The organism is Tenacibaculum sp. 190524A05c (assembly GCF_964036595.1).
Lineage (GTDB): Bacteria > Bacteroidota > Bacteroidia > Flavobacteriales > Flavobacteriaceae > Polaribacter > Polaribacter platacis.
Window position 1 is genome coordinate 3,340,286 of record NZ_OZ038523.1, and the last position, 17,004, is coordinate 3,357,289.

Here is a 17,004-nt window from a genome sequence, read left to right on the forward strand (position 1 = left end):
GTCAAAAAGTATTGCTAAAAGCTCAACTTGATTGATACTGTTTTGGTGTCATCCCAAACTTCAGTTTAAACGCTTGTATAAAGTTTGAAAGATTTTCATATCCAATTTCCTCAAAAATATCTGTTGGTCGCACTGACTTGTCTTGTAGAAGAATAGCTGAATGTTCTAATCGTTGTTCTAAAAACCATTTACTAGGCGAAGTCTGAAAGTGTTTTTGGAATTCTCTTTTGAAACTCGATAAACTCATGTTTGACAAAAAAGAGAGTTCTTTCAACGTTAATTTGTTCAGTTTGTTAGTTTCAATTACCTCAATAAAATGTTGGTTTTGATTATGAAGTTCATACAGCAGAGAATCAATAAAATCTGAACCATTAACCGTAATGAGATAGGTGAGCAATTCATCAAATTTTGAAACAAGGAGAGAGGATTGAAGATCAGAACTCAACTTTGAAATTTCGATTAAACTGCTTACAAAAGATTTGATAAAAGCGTCATAACTAAATGAAAAGACGGAAGATTTAAGTTCAGGGTTTTTATTAAAAGAGATCTTTTTATTTTTAATAAAATTTAAAATAGTTTCATTACTAAAGAAGAAAAGAATACTTCTGTAAGTATCACTATCGGAACTTATTATTTTTTCCGTCATCAAGCAACGTCCTTTTTTCATCAAAAGAAAATAATCATTCTGAATCGAGACGTTTTTTTTATTCGAAAACACTTCCTTAGAACCGTTTATCAAAAAACTGAAAGTATTCTTTTGAAGCGTAACCATCTGCTTCAAACTTTCTTTTGAAGTAGTATAGTCGTAAACCGCGAACAAATCATTTTTGAGCGATAAATCTTTAGGTAGGTTTATTATTTCCATAGTTGAAATAGATGACAATGTGAAAGTAATAAAAGAAAATTACTTTAGTCGACGAATGATTTAGACTAGGATTATCGAAGTATTATTTAGTTTATAAGAACTTGTGACTTATATTTAAAAGAAGCGTCTTATTTTACATAAGAAGAACTATATTTAACCTATGGAATTATTGTTTTTAGGATTGGCATTCGGAGCGGTGGTGTCGTATTTTATTTTTTCGAAATTTAATACTGTTAGAACGAAAGGTTTAGCTCAAAGTCAGTCAGTTATACTTTTAGATAAAATAAAAAAAGTAACAAAGTTAATTACTGTAGAAGGAGAATTTGCTGAAATATATCATCATGAAGATAAGCAGAATAAGCTTTTAGGATTAGTATCTAGCAAGAAGAAAGCTATAATTTTGATAAATGCGAAAACTCATATTGGTTTTGATTTTAGAAAAATTAAAATGGAAGCTGATACGAAGAATAAAACAATCAAATTATCTAATTTTCCAGAACCAGAAGTTCTTTCTATTGAACCAAATATTCGGTTTTATGACATCCAAGATGGTTTTTTAAATAAGTTTTCTTCGGAAGATTTAACACAGGTAAATCAAGCAGCTAAAGAACATGTATTGCAAAAAATACCTGAAAGTAACTTAATGCAGGCAGCAAATCATGAAGCATTAGAAGCTATTGCTTTAATGAAGAACTTAATTGAAACTATTGGTTGGGAATTAGACTATTCTTCTTTAGAATTACCTAGCGGAAATATAAACCTACTAGAATAAAATGCACGTAGAACAGTTAAGAGATTATTGTATCGCAAAGAAAGGAGTAACGGAACACTTTCCTTTTGATGAAGTAACTTTAGTGTTTAAAGTTATGGGAAAAATGTTTGCTTTAACTGGTTTAGATCGATGGGAAAAAGGAGAAGAAAAAATCAATTTAAAATGTGATCCTGATAAGTCTGAGGAACTAAGAGCTGAATATGAAAGTATAAACCCAGGATTCCATATGAATAAAAAACACTGGAATACAATTACTTTAAATCTAGATGTTCCAGATAGTCTTGTTAGAGAGTTAATTGATCATTCTTATGATTTAGTCGTAAAAGGATTGACCAAAAAATTGAAGGAAGAATTAAAATCACTTTAAATTTTATCCAAAAGAAACTAATATGGATATAATTTCTTTATTAATAGAAAAAATAGATCAACAAAATCTTTGGGAAAAGGAAATTATATTGAAGCGTAATGAGTATTTAAAAGTAAAAGGTACAATTGATACCAACTTATATTATGTGAAAAGTGGAAGCCTGCGAATTTTTCTAGTAGAGGAGCAGGAGGAGCAAACAATAAGATTTGGATATAAGAATAATTTAATAGCTTCTTTAGATTCTTTTTTAAATGATCAACCTTCGGATTTCTATATTCAAGCACTAAAACAAACAACAGTAAAGCAACTTTCTAAAAAAGAGTATTTGAATTTCATAGAATCTTCTCCAGAAAACAAGAAAATTTGGAATGAAATTTTAAAGAATTTTGTACTGCAACAAATGGAAAGGGAAAGAGATATTTTAACAATATCTCCTGTAGAAAGATATCGCAGAGTTTTAAAAAGAAGTCCACAACTATTTCAAGAAATACCGAATAAATATATCGCATCTTATTTAAGAATGACTCCCGAGACTTTATCCAGAATTAAAAAATCTTAATTTCAATCAATGTTTTATATGTATTATAGTTAGAGATTTGTAATAAAAAAACATGGAGTTAACATCGGCACAATTATTAAATGACTTACGTATAATTACAGAAAGAAATCTGAAATTTGTAGAAGACTTTAAAAATGAATCCCAAAATAATTTAAACTGGAGAAAAAGTTCTGACAGCTGGAGTGTTTTGGAATGCGTTGAACATTTAAATAGATATGGAGATTTTTATATTCCGGAGATAAGTATGAGAATAGAAAAATCAAAGTATAAAAACTCTAAAGTTTTTAAAAGTAATTGGTTGGGACGATATTTTAGTAAAATGGTTTCATACAGAGAGGAGTTAAATAATATGAAAACATTTAAATCGATGAACCCATTACATTCAAATCTAAATAAAGAGACTCTTGAAAAGTTTATCGATCAGCAACATCAAATAATGGAATTGTTAGTGCGATCAGAAACAATAGACTTAGACAAAACAAAAACAGCTATCTCTATTTCGAAAATTATTAAATTAAAATTAGGAGATACATTTAGGGTTCTCATCTATCACAATGAAAGACATGTACAACAGGCTAAAAAAGTTTTAGAGTTGTGTCTTAACAACAATTAAAGGCTTTGTAAAACTGCATTTCTGTATTTCAAAGGTGTGGTTTCTTTTATGGCTAAAAACTTTCTGTTAAAATTAGATAAGCTGTTATATCCGCATTTGTAAGCAACTTCCTTAACAGAGATTTCTTTATTTGAAACCAATAATTTACAAGCATTTTCTACTCGGAGTTCATTCAAAAAAGTAAAATAAGTTTTATTGGTTCGTTGTTTAAAGTATCGGCAGAACGCATTTTTGGTCATGTTGGCTTTTTCAGCTATAGCATCTAAACTTATCTCAGATTCAAAGTTATTCATAGTATAACTCATTATGGTTTGCATTCGTTTTCCACTATCATCACTAAGTTTTTTCTTTGCAATAAACTTGGCAAGAGGCAATGTTTCAATAGAGTTCAACTGTTTGATAATTTCAAAAAAACTGATAAATCGTTCAAGATTAGAAGCCTTTTGTAATTGTAAAAAAGTCGGAACCAAATTGTAGGAATTTAGTACTTTAAAACCATTGGAAGCATTTTCAAAGAAATGATTCAATTCTTTAAAATCATCCAACTCGAAAAAATCAGATCCGAATGAACGCTCTGTGAAAAATAATGAAATCATAAACGAATCAGAGTCTTCCTCATTTCCATCGCTTTTAAATACATGGGGTAAGTTGCTCCCGATAACAAATACATCATTTTCAGAATATCTATGAATAGTATCACCTACAACTAAAGTGCCTTTACCATGTACAATACATGAAATCTGAATTTCTTCATGTTCATGAAAATTACCGTAGAAAATAGGGGTTCTATCTTCTTGATAAATTACACCTAAATTTTTTGGTTTTGGTATTTTAAAAGGTAATGCTTTCATGTATTGTTTTGGTTAACTTGAGAATAAATTTAGCATATATTATTCATTTAATTAGTGTTTGAATACAAAATGGGTAATTTAGTGCTATTTTGAGTTAATAATTACAATTCAATTCTATTACATTGAGAATACATTTGCTAAAAAAACCTAAGTAATCATCATTAAATAAAGTAATAATGGCAATAGAATGGAAAGGAGTTATGCCAGCCGTAACTACTAAATTTACATCAGAAGATAAACTTGATTTATCAATTTTTGAATTAAATATAAACGCACAGTTGGATGCTGGTGTTCATGGAATTGTACTTGGAGGGACTTTAGGAGAAGCAAGTACATTATCAGATGAAGAGAAAAGAGAGTTAACAAGAACAACTGTTCAAATAGTAGACAGTAAGGTTCCTGTGTTGATTAATATTGCTGAGCAAACCACTAAAAACGCCGTTTTAGCAGCTCAAAAGGCAGAGGAAGATGGAGCTAAAGGTTTAATGATGTTACCTCCGATGCGATATAAAGCAGATGGTAGAGAAACTGTTGAATATTTTAAAACTGTAGCTAATAATACTTCATTGCCAATTATGGTTTATAACAATCCTGTAGATTATGGAATAGAAGTAACTTTAGATATGTTTGATGAGTTATTAAAGTGTAAAAATATTGAAGCTGTTAAAGAATCAACAAGAGATATTTCTAACGTAACTCGTATTAAAAACCAATTTGGAGATCGTTTAAAGATTATGACTGGTGTTGATACTTTAGCTTTAGAGAGTTTATTGATGGGAGCTGATGGATGGATTGCAGGATTAGTTTGTGCTTTTCCTAGAGAAACAGTAGCAATCTACGAATTGCAGAAAGCTGGGAAGATTAAAGAAGCACTTGAAATTTATCGCTGGTTTTTACCATTGTTAGAGTTAGATATTAATTCTAAATTAGTTCAGAATATAAAACTAGCCGAAGTCGCTACAGGAATTGGAACTGAAAATGTTAGAGCTCCAAGATTACCTTTAGTAGGAGAAGAACGAGAGCGAGTTTTATCAATTATTGAAAAAGGTTTACAAAACAGACCAACACTACCAAATTATAAAAGCTTGTAAAAAATGATTACTGGAAAAAATTATATAGGAAATCAACTATCATCTGAAGGAGATATTACATTTAAAACATTTAATCCAGAATTGAATGTTTCTATTCAAAATAATTTCTCGCAAGCGACTGCGGAAGAAATTGAAAAAGCTGTAGCTAAAGCAACTGAAGCATTTGATGTGTATAAACATTTCTCAGGAGCGAAAAAGGCAATTTTTTTAAGAGCTATTGCCGATGAAATTGAGGCTTTGGATGAGAAGTTGATAAATGTGTATTGTTCAGAAACAGGTTTGCCTGCTGGAAGAGCTGCTGGAGAGCGTGGAAGAACTGTTTTTCAATTACGTTCTTTTGCCGATTTAGTAGAAGAAGGATCTTGGGTAGAAGCTTCTATAGATACTGGAATTCCAGATAGAACTCCGGCTCCAAAGCCAGATTTACGAAAAATGAATATTCCTTTAGGTCCGGTAGTTGTATTTGGAGCAAGTAATTTTCCATTGGCGTATTCAACAGCAGGTGGAGATACAGCTGCAGCTTTAGCTGCAGGTTGTCCAGTAATTGTAAAATCACATCCAATGCATGCAGGAACAGGTGAGTTAATCGCTTCTGCAATTATTAAAGCAGCGGAAAAAACAGGAATGCCTAATGGAGTTTTCTCGAATATCAATGCTAAAGATTATGACGCCGGCCAACAATTAGTAAGTCATCCAAAAGTAAAAGCAGTTGGATTTACAGGAAGTATTAAAGGAGGAAGAGCTTTATTAGATATTGCAAGTAAAAGAGAAGAACCAATTCCAGTTTTTGCTGAAATGGGAAGTATAAATCCGGTTGTTGTCTTACCAAAAGCCTTACAAAATAGAGGAAATGAGATAGCAAATACATATGCTGGATCAATAACATTAGGAACAGGACAATTTTGTACGAATCCTGGTTTAATTTTAGGAATCGCAGGAGAGGAATTGTCTAGTTTTATTGATGAATTAGGATCAAAAATCAAAGAAATAAATCCTTCTTGTATGTTACATCCAAACATTCACGGAGCTTACGAGAAAGGAAAAAAACAAGCAATCAATCAAAATGAGGTAACTATTGTAGCAAATTTAGATGGAGAAATTCAAACGAATTATGCTTCACAAGGAGTAGCAACAGTTTCAGGAAAAACATTTTTAGAGAATTCAACCTTACATCATGAAGTATTCGGTCCGTTTTCAATTGTGGTTGCTTGTGAGAACTTGGAAGAACTGGAGGAAATCGTTGCTGGTTTGGAAGGCCAGTTAACGGGAACTATCATTTCAGATGATGACGAAATTTCGAATTATTCTGAGTTAGTTGCGAAAATGCAAAACAGAGTAGGACGATTGATTTTTAATGGAGTTCCAACAGGAGTTGAGGTTTGTCCTTCAATGGTTCATGGTGGTCCATATCCAGCTTCAACAGATAGTCGTTTTACAGCAGTTGGAATCAATTCTATCAAACGTTGGGTACGTCCATTTAGTTTTCAAAATTGGCCAAATTCTTTATTACCTGATGAGCTAAAAGATGAAAATCCATTACAGATTACAAGATTAGTAAACGGGGAACTCAATAAATCGTAACAATATGAGATCAGTTTTTACCTGTATTGATGGACATACGTGTGGAAATCCTGTTCGAGTTGTAAAACATGGCGGTCCAGAATTGGTTGGAAATTCCATGAGCGAAAAGCGTCAACACTTTTTAAAAGAATTTGATTGGATTCGTAAAGGATTAATGTTTGAACCTCGCGGACATGATATGATGAGTGGTTCGATTATATATCCGCCGCAAAATCCTGAGAACGATTTTGGTATTTTATTTATTGAAACTTCGGGCTGTTTACCAATGTGTGGTCATGGAACTATTGGAACCATAACCATTGGTGTTGAAGAAGGGTTAATTCAACCTAAAACACCTGGAATCATTAAAATGGAAGCTCCAGCAGGATTGGTAGAAATAGAATATCAGCAAACAGGAGAAAAAGTAGATTGGGTTCGCTTAACCAATGTGAAAAGTTATTTAGCAGCGGAGAATTTAACGATTGATTGTCCGGAATTGGGAGAAATTAGTTTTGATGTGGCTTACGGTGGTAATTTTTATGCAATCGTAGATCCGCAGAAAAACTTTGCAGGAATTCAAGAATTTACAGCGTCTAAAATAATTCAGTATTCTCAAGAAGTGCGAGCTAGGATTAATGAAAAATATCCAAATCAATTTATTCATCCAGAAAATGATACAATTAGAGATGTTTCTCATATGTTATGGACAGGAACTCCAATTAATGAAAATTCATCTGGAAGAAATGCGGTGTTTTATGGAGATAAAGCAATAGACAGAAGTCCGTGTGGAACAGGAACTTCAGCTAGAATTGCTCAGTTACATGCTAAAGGAAAATTAGCAGTAGGAGAAGAGTTTATTCATGAAAGTTTTATCGGAAGTAAGTTCATAGGAAGAGTCAAAGAAGAAACAACTTTAGCGGGAAAAAAAGCAATTATTCCAAGCATTCAAGGTTGGGCAAAAGTATATGGATACAATACGATTATAATAGACGATGAAGATGATCCATATGCACATGGATTTCAAGTGATATAATATGAGTAAGAAAATAGTAATAATTGGAGGAGGAATAATAGGCTTATGTTCGGCTTATTATTTACAAAAAGAGGCGCACGAAGTTATTATAGTAGATAAATCAGACTTTACTTCGGGTGCTTCTTATGTAAATGCGGGCTTAATTACACCAAGCCATATTATTTCATTGGCTGCTCCAGGAATCATTACCAAAGGAATTAAATGGATGTTCAATTCTTCTAGTCCGTTTTATGTAAAACCAAGGTTGAACTATGATTTTTTGCAATGGTCGTGGTTGTTTAAAAAATCAGCAACGCATCAGAAAGTCGCCGATTCCATTCCTGTAATTAGAGATATTAATGTCTTGAGTAGATCTTTATATGAGGAAATGAAAGCTGAGAAAGAGTTTGATTTCTTTCATCAACATAAAGGTTTATTGATGTTGTATAAAACTGATAAAGCTGGAGAGGAAGAATGGGAAGTTGGGCAAAAAGCTATAGAATGTGGCTTAAAAGTGGCTAATTTGTCACAAGAAGAACTGCGGAAATTAGAACCTTCTGTAGATTCAGATATTAAAGGAGCAGTTCATTATTTATCTGATGCACATATGACTCCAAACGATTTTATGAAGCAAATGAAATCGTATTTGTTAAGAAAAGGAGTCGTTTTTAAATCGGAAACAGAAGTTACAGGTTTCAATGTGAAATCAAACGCTATTCAATCGATAACAACTAAAGATGAAGATATTCATTGTGATGAATTGGTGGTTGCTTCTGGTTCTTGGACACAAAACTTAATAAAAAAATTGAAGATTAATATTCCAGTTCAAGCAGGAAAAGGTTACCGAATAGATGTTCAAAATGAAACTCAAATTACAATACCTTCCATTTTATTAGAAGCAAAAGTAGCGGTTACACCAATGGATGGATTTACTCGATTTGCGGGAACTATGGAAATAGGAGGAATCAATCATCAAATTAATCCTAAAAGAGTAAACGCTATTGCAAATGCAGCTTCCGATTATTATTCAAATCTAAATATTTCCAACGAAGCAAAGCAAAATGCAGCATGTGGATTACGACCTTGTTCACCAGATGGTTTGCCTTATATCGGAAGAGTTTCAGGATATGAAAATCTCACCGTGGCAGCTGGGCATGCAATGATGGGATGGAGCTTAGGTCCCGCAACTGGAAAACTCATAACTGAGGTTATTTCTAATCAAAAAACTAGTATGAATATAACTCCTTTTGATGTGGAAAGATTTTCTTAGTTATATTTGTTTAAATGGACAAGAGGGAACTAAGGACATTATATAAACAAAAACGTAAGGATTTATCAAGCGATGAAGTAATGAAACTTCAAGAGAAAATCTATGCTCAAATATTTAAGCATGATTTTTCAGAGATTGAAAACATCCATATTTTTCTGACAATAGAAAAACAAAAAGAGATCAATACATACCCGATAATTTCTTTTTTAAGATCTAAGAATAAGAATTTGATTATCAGTAAAAGTGACTTTGCTAACTCAACACTTACACATTTCCTTTTTGAAAAAGATACCAAACTTAATGTAAGTAAATACGGAATTCCAGAACCTGAGGACGGAACAATTTTTAATGTAAAGGATATTGATTTAGTATTCGTTCCATTATTAATTTCAGACGAAAAAAACTACAGAGTAGGCTACGGAAAAGGTTTTTATGATCGATTCTTAAGTGAATGTAAGCCAGATGTTAAAACCATTGGATTAAATTTCTTCGAACCCATTAAAGAAATTTCAGATATCAACGAATTTGATGTTCCTTTAGATTTTGTATTTACACCGTAATAAGAATGAATTATTGAATATTCTATTATATTATATAAAAACAAAAGCGTCTTGAAAACTCAAGACGCTTTTGTTTTTATAGTGTTTAAATAACTTATCCGTTCATAGAAATTAAGAACTCTTCGTTATTTATTGAAGTTTTAATTCGTTGTTGGATGAACTCCATAGCTTCAATTGGATTCATATCTGCTAAGTATTTACGTAATACCCACATTCTTTGAACCGTTTTAGGATCTAATAATAAATCATCTCTACGCGTACTCGACTTAATTAAGTCAATTGCTGGGTAAATTCTGCGGTTTGCAATATTACGCTCTAATTGAAGTTCCATGTTACCAGTTCCTTTGAATTCTTCAAAGATCACTTCGTCCATCTTAGAACCTGTTTCAGTTAATGCAGTTGCAATAATTGTTAAAGAACCTCCATTTTCAATGTTACGAGCCGCTCCAAAGAAACGTTTTGGTTTGTGTAATGCATTTGCGTCAATACCTCCCGATAAAATTTTACCAGAAGCAGGAGCAACTGTGTTATATGCACGTGCTAAACGAGTAATAGAATCTAAAAGAATTACTACATCGTGTCCACATTCAACTAAACGTTTTGCTTTTTCTAATACAATATTAGCTACACGAACGTGTTTGTCTGCTGGCTCATCAAATGTAGAAGCTACAACTTCACCACGAACACTACGTTTCATGTCGGTAACTTCTTCAGGACGCTCATCAATTAATAATACAATTTGATAAACTTCTGGATGATTTGCAGCAATTGCATTTGCAACGTCTTTAAGTAACATTGTTTTACCTGTTTTAGGTTGTGCTACTAACATTCCACGTTGTCCTTTACCAATAGGAGAGAATAAATCCATTATTCTAGTAGATAGAGAACTTCCTTTTTCTGCTAAATTGAATTTTTCATTAGCAAATAAAGGTGTTAAGTGTTCAAAAGAAACACGATCTCTAACAATATTAGGACTTAGTCCGTTGATTTTAGATACTCTAATTAATGGGAAATACTTTTCTCCTTCTTTTGGAGGACGAACATTTCCTTTAACTGTATCACCAGTTTTTAAACCAAATAGTTTTATCTGAGATTGAGATACATAAATATCATCAGGTGATGATAAATAGTTGTAGTCAGAAGAACGTAAGAAACCATAACCATCTGGCATCATTTCTAATACACCTTCACTTTCAATAATTCCATCAAACTCATAGTCTGGGTCACGGTATTTATTTCCGCTCTTATGCTTAGGACCTTGGTTTTTATTCTGGTGCTTATTGTTATTATTGTTTCGGTTCTGATTATTATTTCTATTCTGATTATTGTTTCTGTTAGAATTCTGTTGATTAGAGTTCTGAGATTTATTTTTATCAGAAGAGTGTTGTCTTTGATTGTTTTTTTGATGAGAACTTCCTTGATTAGAACCTGTATTAGAACTCTTTGGGGTGTTCTGGTTACTTTGGCTTTGAGGACCTTTAGGATTGTTCTGGTTATTCTGGTTGTTTTGTGGCTTAGCTTCAGGCTTTACTGAACTTGCAGCTTGTTCAACCGATTTTGAAATACGTTTTCTCTTAGGCTTTTCCTTCTTTGCTTCACCGTCATTTGCCTTTGGAGTATTAGTTTTTTCTACTTTCTTTTCAGTAGGTGTACTTTTAGCTTTTTCTTTTGGTAATTCCTTATTTGCTTCTGCTTGAGCATCTAATATCTTATATATAAGGTCTAATTTTTTTAACTGGCTTGTTTTCTTCAAACCAATAGTCTTAGCTATTTCCTGTAATTCAACTAATTTTTTTGCTTTTAAATCCGAGATTTCGAACATTGGATTGTTTTTAAATTATAAAGTATTTAAGAAAGGGATTGTGTTTAGATTTTTTTAGTGTAAGATGTTTACTAGACGTAAGTGTTGTAAACTTCTGTGAGGAATCCGTCGCAACAAATATAGCCAAATATTTTAATATGCAAAGTTTCTTATTATAAAAAGAAAATGTACATTTGTTGCCCTAATTATTTATAGATGATACAAAGAATACAATCCTTATACTTATTACTAGTCGGAATTATAGCCGGAGGATTAACATTTGTATTTAATATATGGAGTACTGCAAATGCAAAAGTGTTTTCATTAGATCTTTTTGCTGCAAACTCAATTATGGAAAAAATAGTTCCTATACTATTTATTATATCCGCCCTTTTAGCAGTAGTAACTATATTCATGTTTAAGGATAGAAAGTTACAGTTTGTATTAGGGCGCTTAAATATTTTGACAAATCTTTTTTTATTAGGAGTGTTGGTATATCTATCACTAACGTTATCTGGAGAAACTTCGGTTTCTGAGAAAGGTATTGGGATGTTCTTGCCTGTTATTTCAATTGTATTGCTTGTATTAGCAAACAAAGCCATTAAAAAGGACGAAGATCTCGTAAAATCTGTAGATAGATTACGATAAACCTAACATCTTAGTATATTTAGTGCGATAAAAACCGGGAATAATTCTCGGTTTTTTTTATACTATAAATAACTATTTTTGAGTTACTTAGTAGGGTTAACTAAGTAACAACCCTGAGAGGGCTTCTAAGGGTTTTCCCTTAGACACTCAAGGTAAACCCTGAGTGCGTTTTCAGGGTGTTTGTAATTTGTCAGGAATGTATTAACGTTATAAATTTGTAAGTGTAACAATGAGAGATAAAATCAGAGTTCATATAGCCGACGATCATGAGGTTGTTATCCAAGGAGTTTCGGCACTCATAAATACTGATGATAGTATTGAAGTTAAAGGTTATTCATTAACAGGAAAAGATGTAGTTGAGTGGTTTAAGAATAACGAAGCAGATGTTTTAATTCTCGATATAAATATGCCAAAATTAGATGGTATTGGAGTTTTAAAAACATTTAAAAATAGAAGTTTTAAACAGAAAACTATTATTCTCTCAGGGTTAAGCGATCCGAAAATCGTTCAAGAAATGATTGCACTAGGTGCAAACGGTTTCATCGAGAAAGGATCAGCAAGTGAACACATAATACAAGCGATCAAGGCGGTTTACAGGGGAGAGCAGTATTATAGTGATGAAATAAAGGACAGTTTGTTCGATTTGTACATTAACGAATCAAAAACAGACGAAGCGATCAAAAGTAGTGTGGCAGATGAGCCGCTTACCGAGAGAGAAGTAGAAGTACTAAAACTGATAACACAAGAATTAAGTACTGCTGAGATAGCAGAGAAATTAAATATAACTGTTAAAACAATAGAAACACACAGAAGAAATTTATACAAAAAAATTAAAGTAAAAAATGTAGTAGGTTTGGCAATATACGCTGTTAAAAATAATATAGTTTAATTAACCTCCCTTCAATTTTATATAGAGGTTCCCCGTCCTTATATATGTTCCCCCCCCCGAACTGTATTATAGCAATTGTCAAGCCTTCTTCATTTAATCTAAATGAAAATCAACTAACCAACCATAACCCCTAATTTATTAGTCTCCCGTTAATCTACCCTTTAATTTTACAATTATAAGAGTTTATTAATCCACTTAAAGTTTTTAGTTACCATGAAAAGAAGTTACATACCTTTTTTAATGATCTTGTCTATCCTAGTTTCAGCATGTTCAACAGAGGAAAATATGCCTGAAAACAATGACCAATCTTTATTAAAATCGTACAAATTAAGTAGGGATGCTAACGGTAGATATGCTATCGATATTGATTTAGTAGAAGGAGCTTACACGGAAACTTACAAAGATGAAGCTACACAGACTAATAAGATTTATGCTTATCAAGGAGATGCTAATAATGCACAAAGAAATGCAAGCAAGAACAACCTTTTAACTTTAGAAGACAATAAAATTAAAGTTGGAGTGTTTGAGAATAATGTTCAGAAAAACTCAATTTGGGTTGAAGATGAAAATATTGTTTTAGGAAGAGGTCAAATTAGTCCTGACTTTTTGGAGTCATACAGCATAGAGCACATGGGAGGAGACGAATATGTATTAGACTTTAATGTAAGAAACAATGTATCAGTTTCATTTGAGTATAATGCAGATGAAAATATTTATGAAGTTCATTTGAAAGAAGGAATTTCTAATGGAACTAAGTTTACAAAATTGTATAACAAGTCAGCTAATTTGCCATTAAGAATAGATTTCGTAAATTACATATTAATAAAACCAGAAGCGAATGGGAGAGGAGCTAGTGCAGAATATGCAATGACACGTGTCCCAAGAGTTGGATCTGATCAACCCGGTTTATAATAAACAAAAGCCTATTTTGATTAAAAAAATCATAATATTATTATTCATTTTAATACAATATAAAGCTGAGTGTAATAACTCGGCTTTTGCCGTTCTTGAACAAGAACAAAACAAAGGGAAAGTCTCTGATAATCAAAGAGATTATGAGTTGACTAAAATTTATTATGAGGAAGGTAAATACATCAAAGCATTAAAGAAAATTTTATTTTTATCTGATCGAGAATTTAAGGATAGAGTTCTTGAAATTAGAGTAAATGTATTAGCCGGTAAAATTCTTCAAAAGACTAGAGATGATCGAGGAGTTTATGAACCAGATACCTCAACTGAAAAGAATAAAGATAACGACAAGGCGATATCTTTTTTTAGAAAAGCAATTGCATTAGCTGAAAAATTAAAACTAGAAAAGACTGAATTTGGCTTTTCTAATGAATCTTATAAGTTAATAGTCTCAGAATCATATTTGTCATTAGCAAATTGTTATATAGCCGTAAGAAAACAAGATAGCTCAAGAATTTATCTTGAGAAATTAATTTCTATTGAAAGCATTAACAGCAAGGTTAATTTATTTCAAGGAGTTGCTTACACAAATCTTGGGAAAGTTTTTTATATGGAAGAAAACTTTCAACAGGCTGAAAGAATGTTTCTTAAATCTATAGAAGTAAATAAGCTTTTAAAGAATGATATTTCAGTTGCTTTGGCATTGAATAATTTAGGCTCTATTTATATAATTAATGAGGAGTTTAGTAAAGCAAAGAGTACATATCAGGAAGCATTGACTTATTTGGGAAGTAAAAATACTTCTTTGGCTACCGAAAGAAAGGAAATGATCTTTGATAACCTTGCCTGGGCCCTGTACAATTTGAAGGATTATAAGGCGTACGATTATGTTACAAAATCTTATAGGATACGCGATAGTTTAAATGAAATAGGGAGACAAGAGAAGTATGCCGAAATACAAGCGATCCATGATGTTGAGACTGTTAAACAACAAGAACAAATTAAAATTGAACGTCAAGAACGCAAAACTTGGATAATAGGTGTTACTGGAATTGTGGTCTCTTTATTGTTATTATATCTAGCCAATTTATATAAGTTGAGACAACAAAGTTTAAGCTTGAAATTATCCCAGAATGAATTGGAACAGCAAAGAAAATTGGATCGTTTAAAATCACAAAGTCAGGTTAAAATACTAAATGCTACTATTGACGGTAAAGAAACAGAGCGTAAACAAATTGCAGAAATTTTACACGATAATGTAAGCGCTTTATTATCCTCAGCAAATATGCATTTGCAAGCAAGTCAACAGCAGTTTAAGGGTTCTGATATTCCAACTGAATTGGCAAAAACTCAAGAAATAATAGCTGAAGCTTCGCATAAAATAAGAGATTTATCTCATAATTTAATGTCGTCTGTATTGTTAAAGTTTGGATTGGAATACGCAGTAAAAGATTCTGCAAAAAAGTTTTCAAATTCCAATATAAGAATTAACACTGCTATACATAATGTGTACCGTTATTCTCAAGATCAAGAGATTAAAATCTTTAACATTATTCAAGAATTAATCAATAATATCTTAAAGCATAGTCAAGCCAAAAATGCTTATGTAATTATGGAGGAGGAAGATGATATGTTGAATATTATAGTGAAAGATGATGGTGTTGGTTTTAAGAATAAATCCGAAGAAGAAAAAGGAGTTGGTATCAACCAAATAAAGGCAAGAATTCATATGATGAATGGTTCTTTTTTAATCGAATCTTCTCAAGGAATGGGAACAAAAACCACAATGAATATTCCTGTTGTTCGAAAAAAAACTAGAGTGTACTCCGCTTAGCGAGCTCTATAACTTCCATATTTTTTATTTCACCCTTATCTAATTCAAATCTAACCATGGTTCTTATTTTGTGGAATCCGTGTTTTCCAGCAGCGCCAGGATTTATATGTAAAAGATTTAAACTTTTATCGAATTGTACTTTTAAAATATGAGAATGTCCACAAATAAACAATTGTGGAGGATTTTTCTTAATTGTTTCTCGAACTCTTTGATTGTATTTCCCAGGATATCCACCAATATGTGTAATCCATACAGGAACATTTTCAACTTCAAATCTATTATCTAAAGGAAATTCAGATCTAGCTTCGGCATCATCAATATTACCATAAACCCCACGTAAAGGCTTTAAAGCTTTTATGGTATCGGTAACTTTTAAATGGCCAATATCTCCGGCATGCCAAACTTCATCTGCTTGTTTTACAAACTTTAAAATTTGATCATCAATATAACTATGGGTGTCTGATAAGAGTAAGATTTTTTTCACTTAACGAAAGTACAAAGAATCTTTAGGTTTTCTACAATGTCACGTTAAGAAGCAAACAGCAATTATTTAAACAATAGAATTCCATATTGTTAGTTAATTTTTAAGAAAATACTAAATAACTCAACCAAATAAAATCCGTAGTTTAGCTTTTTAAAAAAATAATTTCTTGAGGTATTTTTTAGAACTTTCATACAACGGTAAAAACTACTTTGGTTGGCAAGTTCAACCTGATGTAATTTCGGTTCAAGAAAAAATAGCAACAGCGTTAAGTACAATTTTAAGGAAAGAAATAGCCATTGTAGGTGCAGGACGAACGGATTCTGGAGTACATGCTTCTCAAATGTATGCTCATTTTGATTTTGATCAAGAACTAAATGATAATTTTACCTACAAACTGAATGCAATTTTACCTAATGATATTGTAATTTACAATACTACTAAAGTTAGTGACGATGCTCATGCAAGGTTTGATGCTACAAGTAGAAGTTACGAGTATAAAATTTGGTTGGGGAGAAATCCGTTTGTATTGGATACAACTTGGCAACTCAATTATAAAGAAATAGACATCGATTTGATGAATAAGGCAGCTGAGTTATTGTATGAATACGAAGACTTTGAATGTTTTTCGAAGGTGAAAACAGATGTAAATACCTTTAACTGTAAAGTAACAAATGCCGTTTGGAAATTAGAAGGACATGAACTTACGTTCTATATTTCTGCAGATCGTTTTTTAAGAAACATGGTAAGAGCGATCGTAGGAACATTGTTAGATATTGGATTACGCAAAAAATCTGTTGAAGATTTTAAAGCAATTATAGAAAGTAAGAATAGAAGCAATGCGGGAGTATCTGTACCTGCAAAAGGATTATTTTTGACTAAAGTTGAATACGATTATATTTAAATTGTGAGTAAGAATAAA

The 17,004-nt window shown here is 31.8% G+C and carries 18 protein-coding genes; 14 read left to right on the forward strand and 4 right to left on the reverse strand.

Annotation, left to right across the window (positions count from 1 at the left end):
• Positions 1 to 22: 22 nt before the first annotated feature.
• Positions 23 to 865, reverse strand: coding sequence for an AraC family transcriptional regulator (locus tag ABNT61_RS14905; RefSeq protein ID WP_348743794.1), 843 nt, complete (start codon positions 863 to 865; stop codon positions 23 to 25).
• Between the two features lie 160 nt (positions 866 to 1,025).
• Here ABNT61_RS14905 and ABNT61_RS14910 point away from each other — a divergent pair, with 160 nt between their 5' ends.
• From ABNT61_RS14910 to ABNT61_RS14925, 4 genes are read left to right on the forward strand one after another with little or no spacing between them, the layout of a single operon-like run.
• Positions 1,026 to 1,637: a DUF4230 domain-containing protein gene (locus ABNT61_RS14910; protein ID WP_348722870.1), complete on the forward strand. Its 612-nt coding sequence runs from the start codon at positions 1,026 to 1,028 to the stop codon at positions 1,635 to 1,637.
• 1 nt (position 1,638) lies between these two features.
• Positions 1,639 to 2,004 (forward strand): MmcQ/YjbR family DNA-binding protein, encoded by a 366-nt coding sequence (locus tag ABNT61_RS14915; RefSeq protein ID WP_348743795.1) that lies wholly within the window; start codon positions 1,639 to 1,641, stop codon positions 2,002 to 2,004.
• 22 nt (positions 2,005 to 2,026) lie between these two features.
• A complete protein-coding gene (locus tag ABNT61_RS14920) occupies positions 2,027 to 2,563 on the forward strand; it encodes a Crp/Fnr family transcriptional regulator (protein ID WP_348743796.1) in 537 nt (178 codons plus the stop codon).
• Positions 2,564 to 2,615: 52 nt separating this feature from the next.
• Positions 2,616 to 3,176, forward strand: coding sequence for a DinB family protein (locus tag ABNT61_RS14925; RefSeq protein WP_348743797.1), 561 nt, complete (start codon positions 2,616 to 2,618; stop codon positions 3,174 to 3,176).
• Here ABNT61_RS14925 and ABNT61_RS14930 read toward each other — a convergent pair.
• Positions 3,173 to 4,027, reverse strand: coding sequence for an AraC family transcriptional regulator (locus ABNT61_RS14930; protein ID WP_348743798.1), 855 nt, complete (start codon positions 4,025 to 4,027; stop codon positions 3,173 to 3,175). The genes ABNT61_RS14925 and ABNT61_RS14930 overlap by 4 nt on opposite strands.
• A gap of 176 nt (positions 4,028 to 4,203) precedes the next feature.
• Here ABNT61_RS14930 and ABNT61_RS14935 point away from each other — a divergent pair, with 176 nt between their 5' ends.
• The 5 genes from ABNT61_RS14935 to ABNT61_RS14955 are packed head-to-tail and all read left to right on the forward strand — an operon-like array spanning position 4,204 to position 9,520.
• Positions 4,204 to 5,118: a dihydrodipicolinate synthase family protein gene (locus tag ABNT61_RS14935; RefSeq protein ID WP_348743799.1), complete on the forward strand. Its 915-nt coding sequence runs from the start codon at positions 4,204 to 4,206 to the stop codon at positions 5,116 to 5,118.
• 3 nt (positions 5,119 to 5,121) lie between these two features.
• A complete protein-coding gene (locus ABNT61_RS14940) occupies positions 5,122 to 6,699 on the forward strand; it encodes an aldehyde dehydrogenase (NADP(+)) (RefSeq protein ID WP_348743800.1) in 1,578 nt (525 codons plus the stop codon).
• Positions 6,700 to 6,703: 4 nt separating this feature from the next.
• A complete protein-coding gene (locus ABNT61_RS14945; RefSeq protein WP_348743801.1) occupies positions 6,704 to 7,711 on the forward strand; it encodes a 4-hydroxyproline epimerase in 1,008 nt (335 codons plus the stop codon).
• A 1-nt stretch (position 7,712) separates the two neighbouring features.
• On the forward strand, positions 7,713 to 8,960 hold the full coding sequence (locus tag ABNT61_RS14950) for an NAD(P)/FAD-dependent oxidoreductase (protein ID WP_348743802.1): 1,248 nt from the start codon (positions 7,713 to 7,715) through the stop codon (positions 8,958 to 8,960).
• 14 nt (positions 8,961 to 8,974) lie between these two features.
• Positions 8,975 to 9,520, forward strand: coding sequence for a 5-formyltetrahydrofolate cyclo-ligase (locus ABNT61_RS14955; protein WP_348743803.1), 546 nt, complete (start codon positions 8,975 to 8,977; stop codon positions 9,518 to 9,520).
• Positions 9,521 to 9,614: 94 nt separating this feature from the next.
• Here ABNT61_RS14955 and rho read toward each other — a convergent pair whose 3' ends face one another.
• Positions 9,615 to 11,342 carry a transcription termination factor Rho gene (rho, locus tag ABNT61_RS14960; protein ID WP_348743804.1) on the reverse strand — a complete coding sequence of 576 codons (1,728 nt, stop codon included), beginning with the start codon at positions 11,340 to 11,342 and terminating at the stop codon, positions 9,615 to 9,617.
• 195 nt (positions 11,343 to 11,537) lie between these two features.
• Here rho and ABNT61_RS14965 point away from each other — a divergent pair, with 195 nt between their 5' ends.
• The 4 genes from ABNT61_RS14965 (at position 11,538) to ABNT61_RS14980 (ending at position 15,601) form a co-directional block, all read left to right on the forward strand.
• Positions 11,538 to 11,969 (forward strand): DUF4293 domain-containing protein, encoded by a 432-nt coding sequence (locus ABNT61_RS14965; RefSeq protein WP_348710020.1) that lies wholly within the window; start codon positions 11,538 to 11,540, stop codon positions 11,967 to 11,969.
• 229 nt (positions 11,970 to 12,198) lie between these two features.
• Positions 12,199 to 12,858 carry a response regulator transcription factor gene (locus ABNT61_RS14970; RefSeq protein WP_348743805.1) on the forward strand — a complete coding sequence of 220 codons (660 nt, stop codon included), beginning with the start codon at positions 12,199 to 12,201 and terminating at the stop codon, positions 12,856 to 12,858.
• A gap of 213 nt (positions 12,859 to 13,071) precedes the next feature.
• On the forward strand, positions 13,072 to 13,770 hold the full coding sequence (locus ABNT61_RS14975) for a hypothetical protein (RefSeq protein WP_348743806.1): 699 nt from the start codon (positions 13,072 to 13,074) through the stop codon (positions 13,768 to 13,770).
• Positions 13,771 to 13,786: 16 nt separating this feature from the next.
• Positions 13,787 to 15,601 carry a tetratricopeptide repeat protein gene (locus tag ABNT61_RS14980; protein WP_348743807.1) on the forward strand — a complete coding sequence of 605 codons (1,815 nt, stop codon included), beginning with the start codon at positions 13,787 to 13,789 and terminating at the stop codon, positions 15,599 to 15,601.
• On the opposite strand, the gene ABNT61_RS14985 is transcribed toward ABNT61_RS14980, so the two are convergent.
• On the reverse strand, positions 15,582 to 16,085 hold the full coding sequence (locus tag ABNT61_RS14985) for a metallophosphoesterase family protein (RefSeq protein WP_348743808.1): 504 nt from the start codon (positions 16,083 to 16,085) through the stop codon (positions 15,582 to 15,584). The two genes, ABNT61_RS14980 and ABNT61_RS14985, sit on opposite strands and share 20 nt — an antisense overlap.
• A 166-nt stretch (positions 16,086 to 16,251) precedes the next feature.
• Here ABNT61_RS14985 and truA point away from each other — a divergent pair, with 166 nt between their 5' ends.
• Positions 16,252 to 16,986: a tRNA pseudouridine(38-40) synthase TruA gene (gene truA, locus ABNT61_RS14990; protein WP_348743809.1), complete on the forward strand. Its 735-nt coding sequence runs from the start codon at positions 16,252 to 16,254 to the stop codon at positions 16,984 to 16,986.
• Positions 16,987 to 17,004 lie beyond the last annotated feature (18 nt).

Bases quoted from the DNA above. Each gene is read 5' to 3' on its own strand.
- ABNT61_RS14905 (WP_348743794.1), bottom strand. From the start codon at position 865: ATGGAAATAATAAACCTACCTAAAGATTTATCGCTCAAAAATGATTTG.
- ABNT61_RS14910 (WP_348722870.1), top strand. From the start codon at position 1,026: ATGGAATTATTGTTTTTAGGATTGGCATTCGGAGCGGTGGTGTCGTAT.
- ABNT61_RS14915 (WP_348743795.1), top strand. From the start codon at position 1,639: ATGCACGTAGAACAGTTAAGAGATTATTGTATCGCAAAGAAAGGAGTA.
- ABNT61_RS14920 (WP_348743796.1), top strand. From the start codon at position 2,027: ATGGATATAATTTCTTTATTAATAGAAAAAATAGATCAACAAAATCTT.
- ABNT61_RS14925 (WP_348743797.1), top strand. From the start codon at position 2,616: ATGGAGTTAACATCGGCACAATTATTAAATGACTTACGTATAATTACA.
- ABNT61_RS14930 (WP_348743798.1), bottom strand. From the start codon at position 4,027: ATGAAAGCATTACCTTTTAAAATACCAAAACCAAAAAATTTAGGTGTA.
- ABNT61_RS14935 (WP_348743799.1), top strand. From the start codon at position 4,204: ATGGCAATAGAATGGAAAGGAGTTATGCCAGCCGTAACTACTAAATTT.
- ABNT61_RS14940 (WP_348743800.1), top strand. From the start codon at position 5,122: ATGATTACTGGAAAAAATTATATAGGAAATCAACTATCATCTGAAGGA.
- ABNT61_RS14945 (WP_348743801.1), top strand. From the start codon at position 6,704: ATGAGATCAGTTTTTACCTGTATTGATGGACATACGTGTGGAAATCCT.
- ABNT61_RS14950 (WP_348743802.1), top strand. From the start codon at position 7,713: ATGAGTAAGAAAATAGTAATAATTGGAGGAGGAATAATAGGCTTATGT.
- ABNT61_RS14955 (WP_348743803.1), top strand. From the start codon at position 8,975: ATGGACAAGAGGGAACTAAGGACATTATATAAACAAAAACGTAAGGAT.
- rho (WP_348743804.1), bottom strand. From the start codon at position 11,342: ATGTTCGAAATCTCGGATTTAAAAGCAAAAAAATTAGTTGAATTACAG.
- ABNT61_RS14965 (WP_348710020.1), top strand. From the start codon at position 11,538: ATGATACAAAGAATACAATCCTTATACTTATTACTAGTCGGAATTATA.
- ABNT61_RS14970 (WP_348743805.1), top strand. From the start codon at position 12,199: ATGAGAGATAAAATCAGAGTTCATATAGCCGACGATCATGAGGTTGTT.
- ABNT61_RS14975 (WP_348743806.1), top strand. From the start codon at position 13,072: ATGAAAAGAAGTTACATACCTTTTTTAATGATCTTGTCTATCCTAGTT.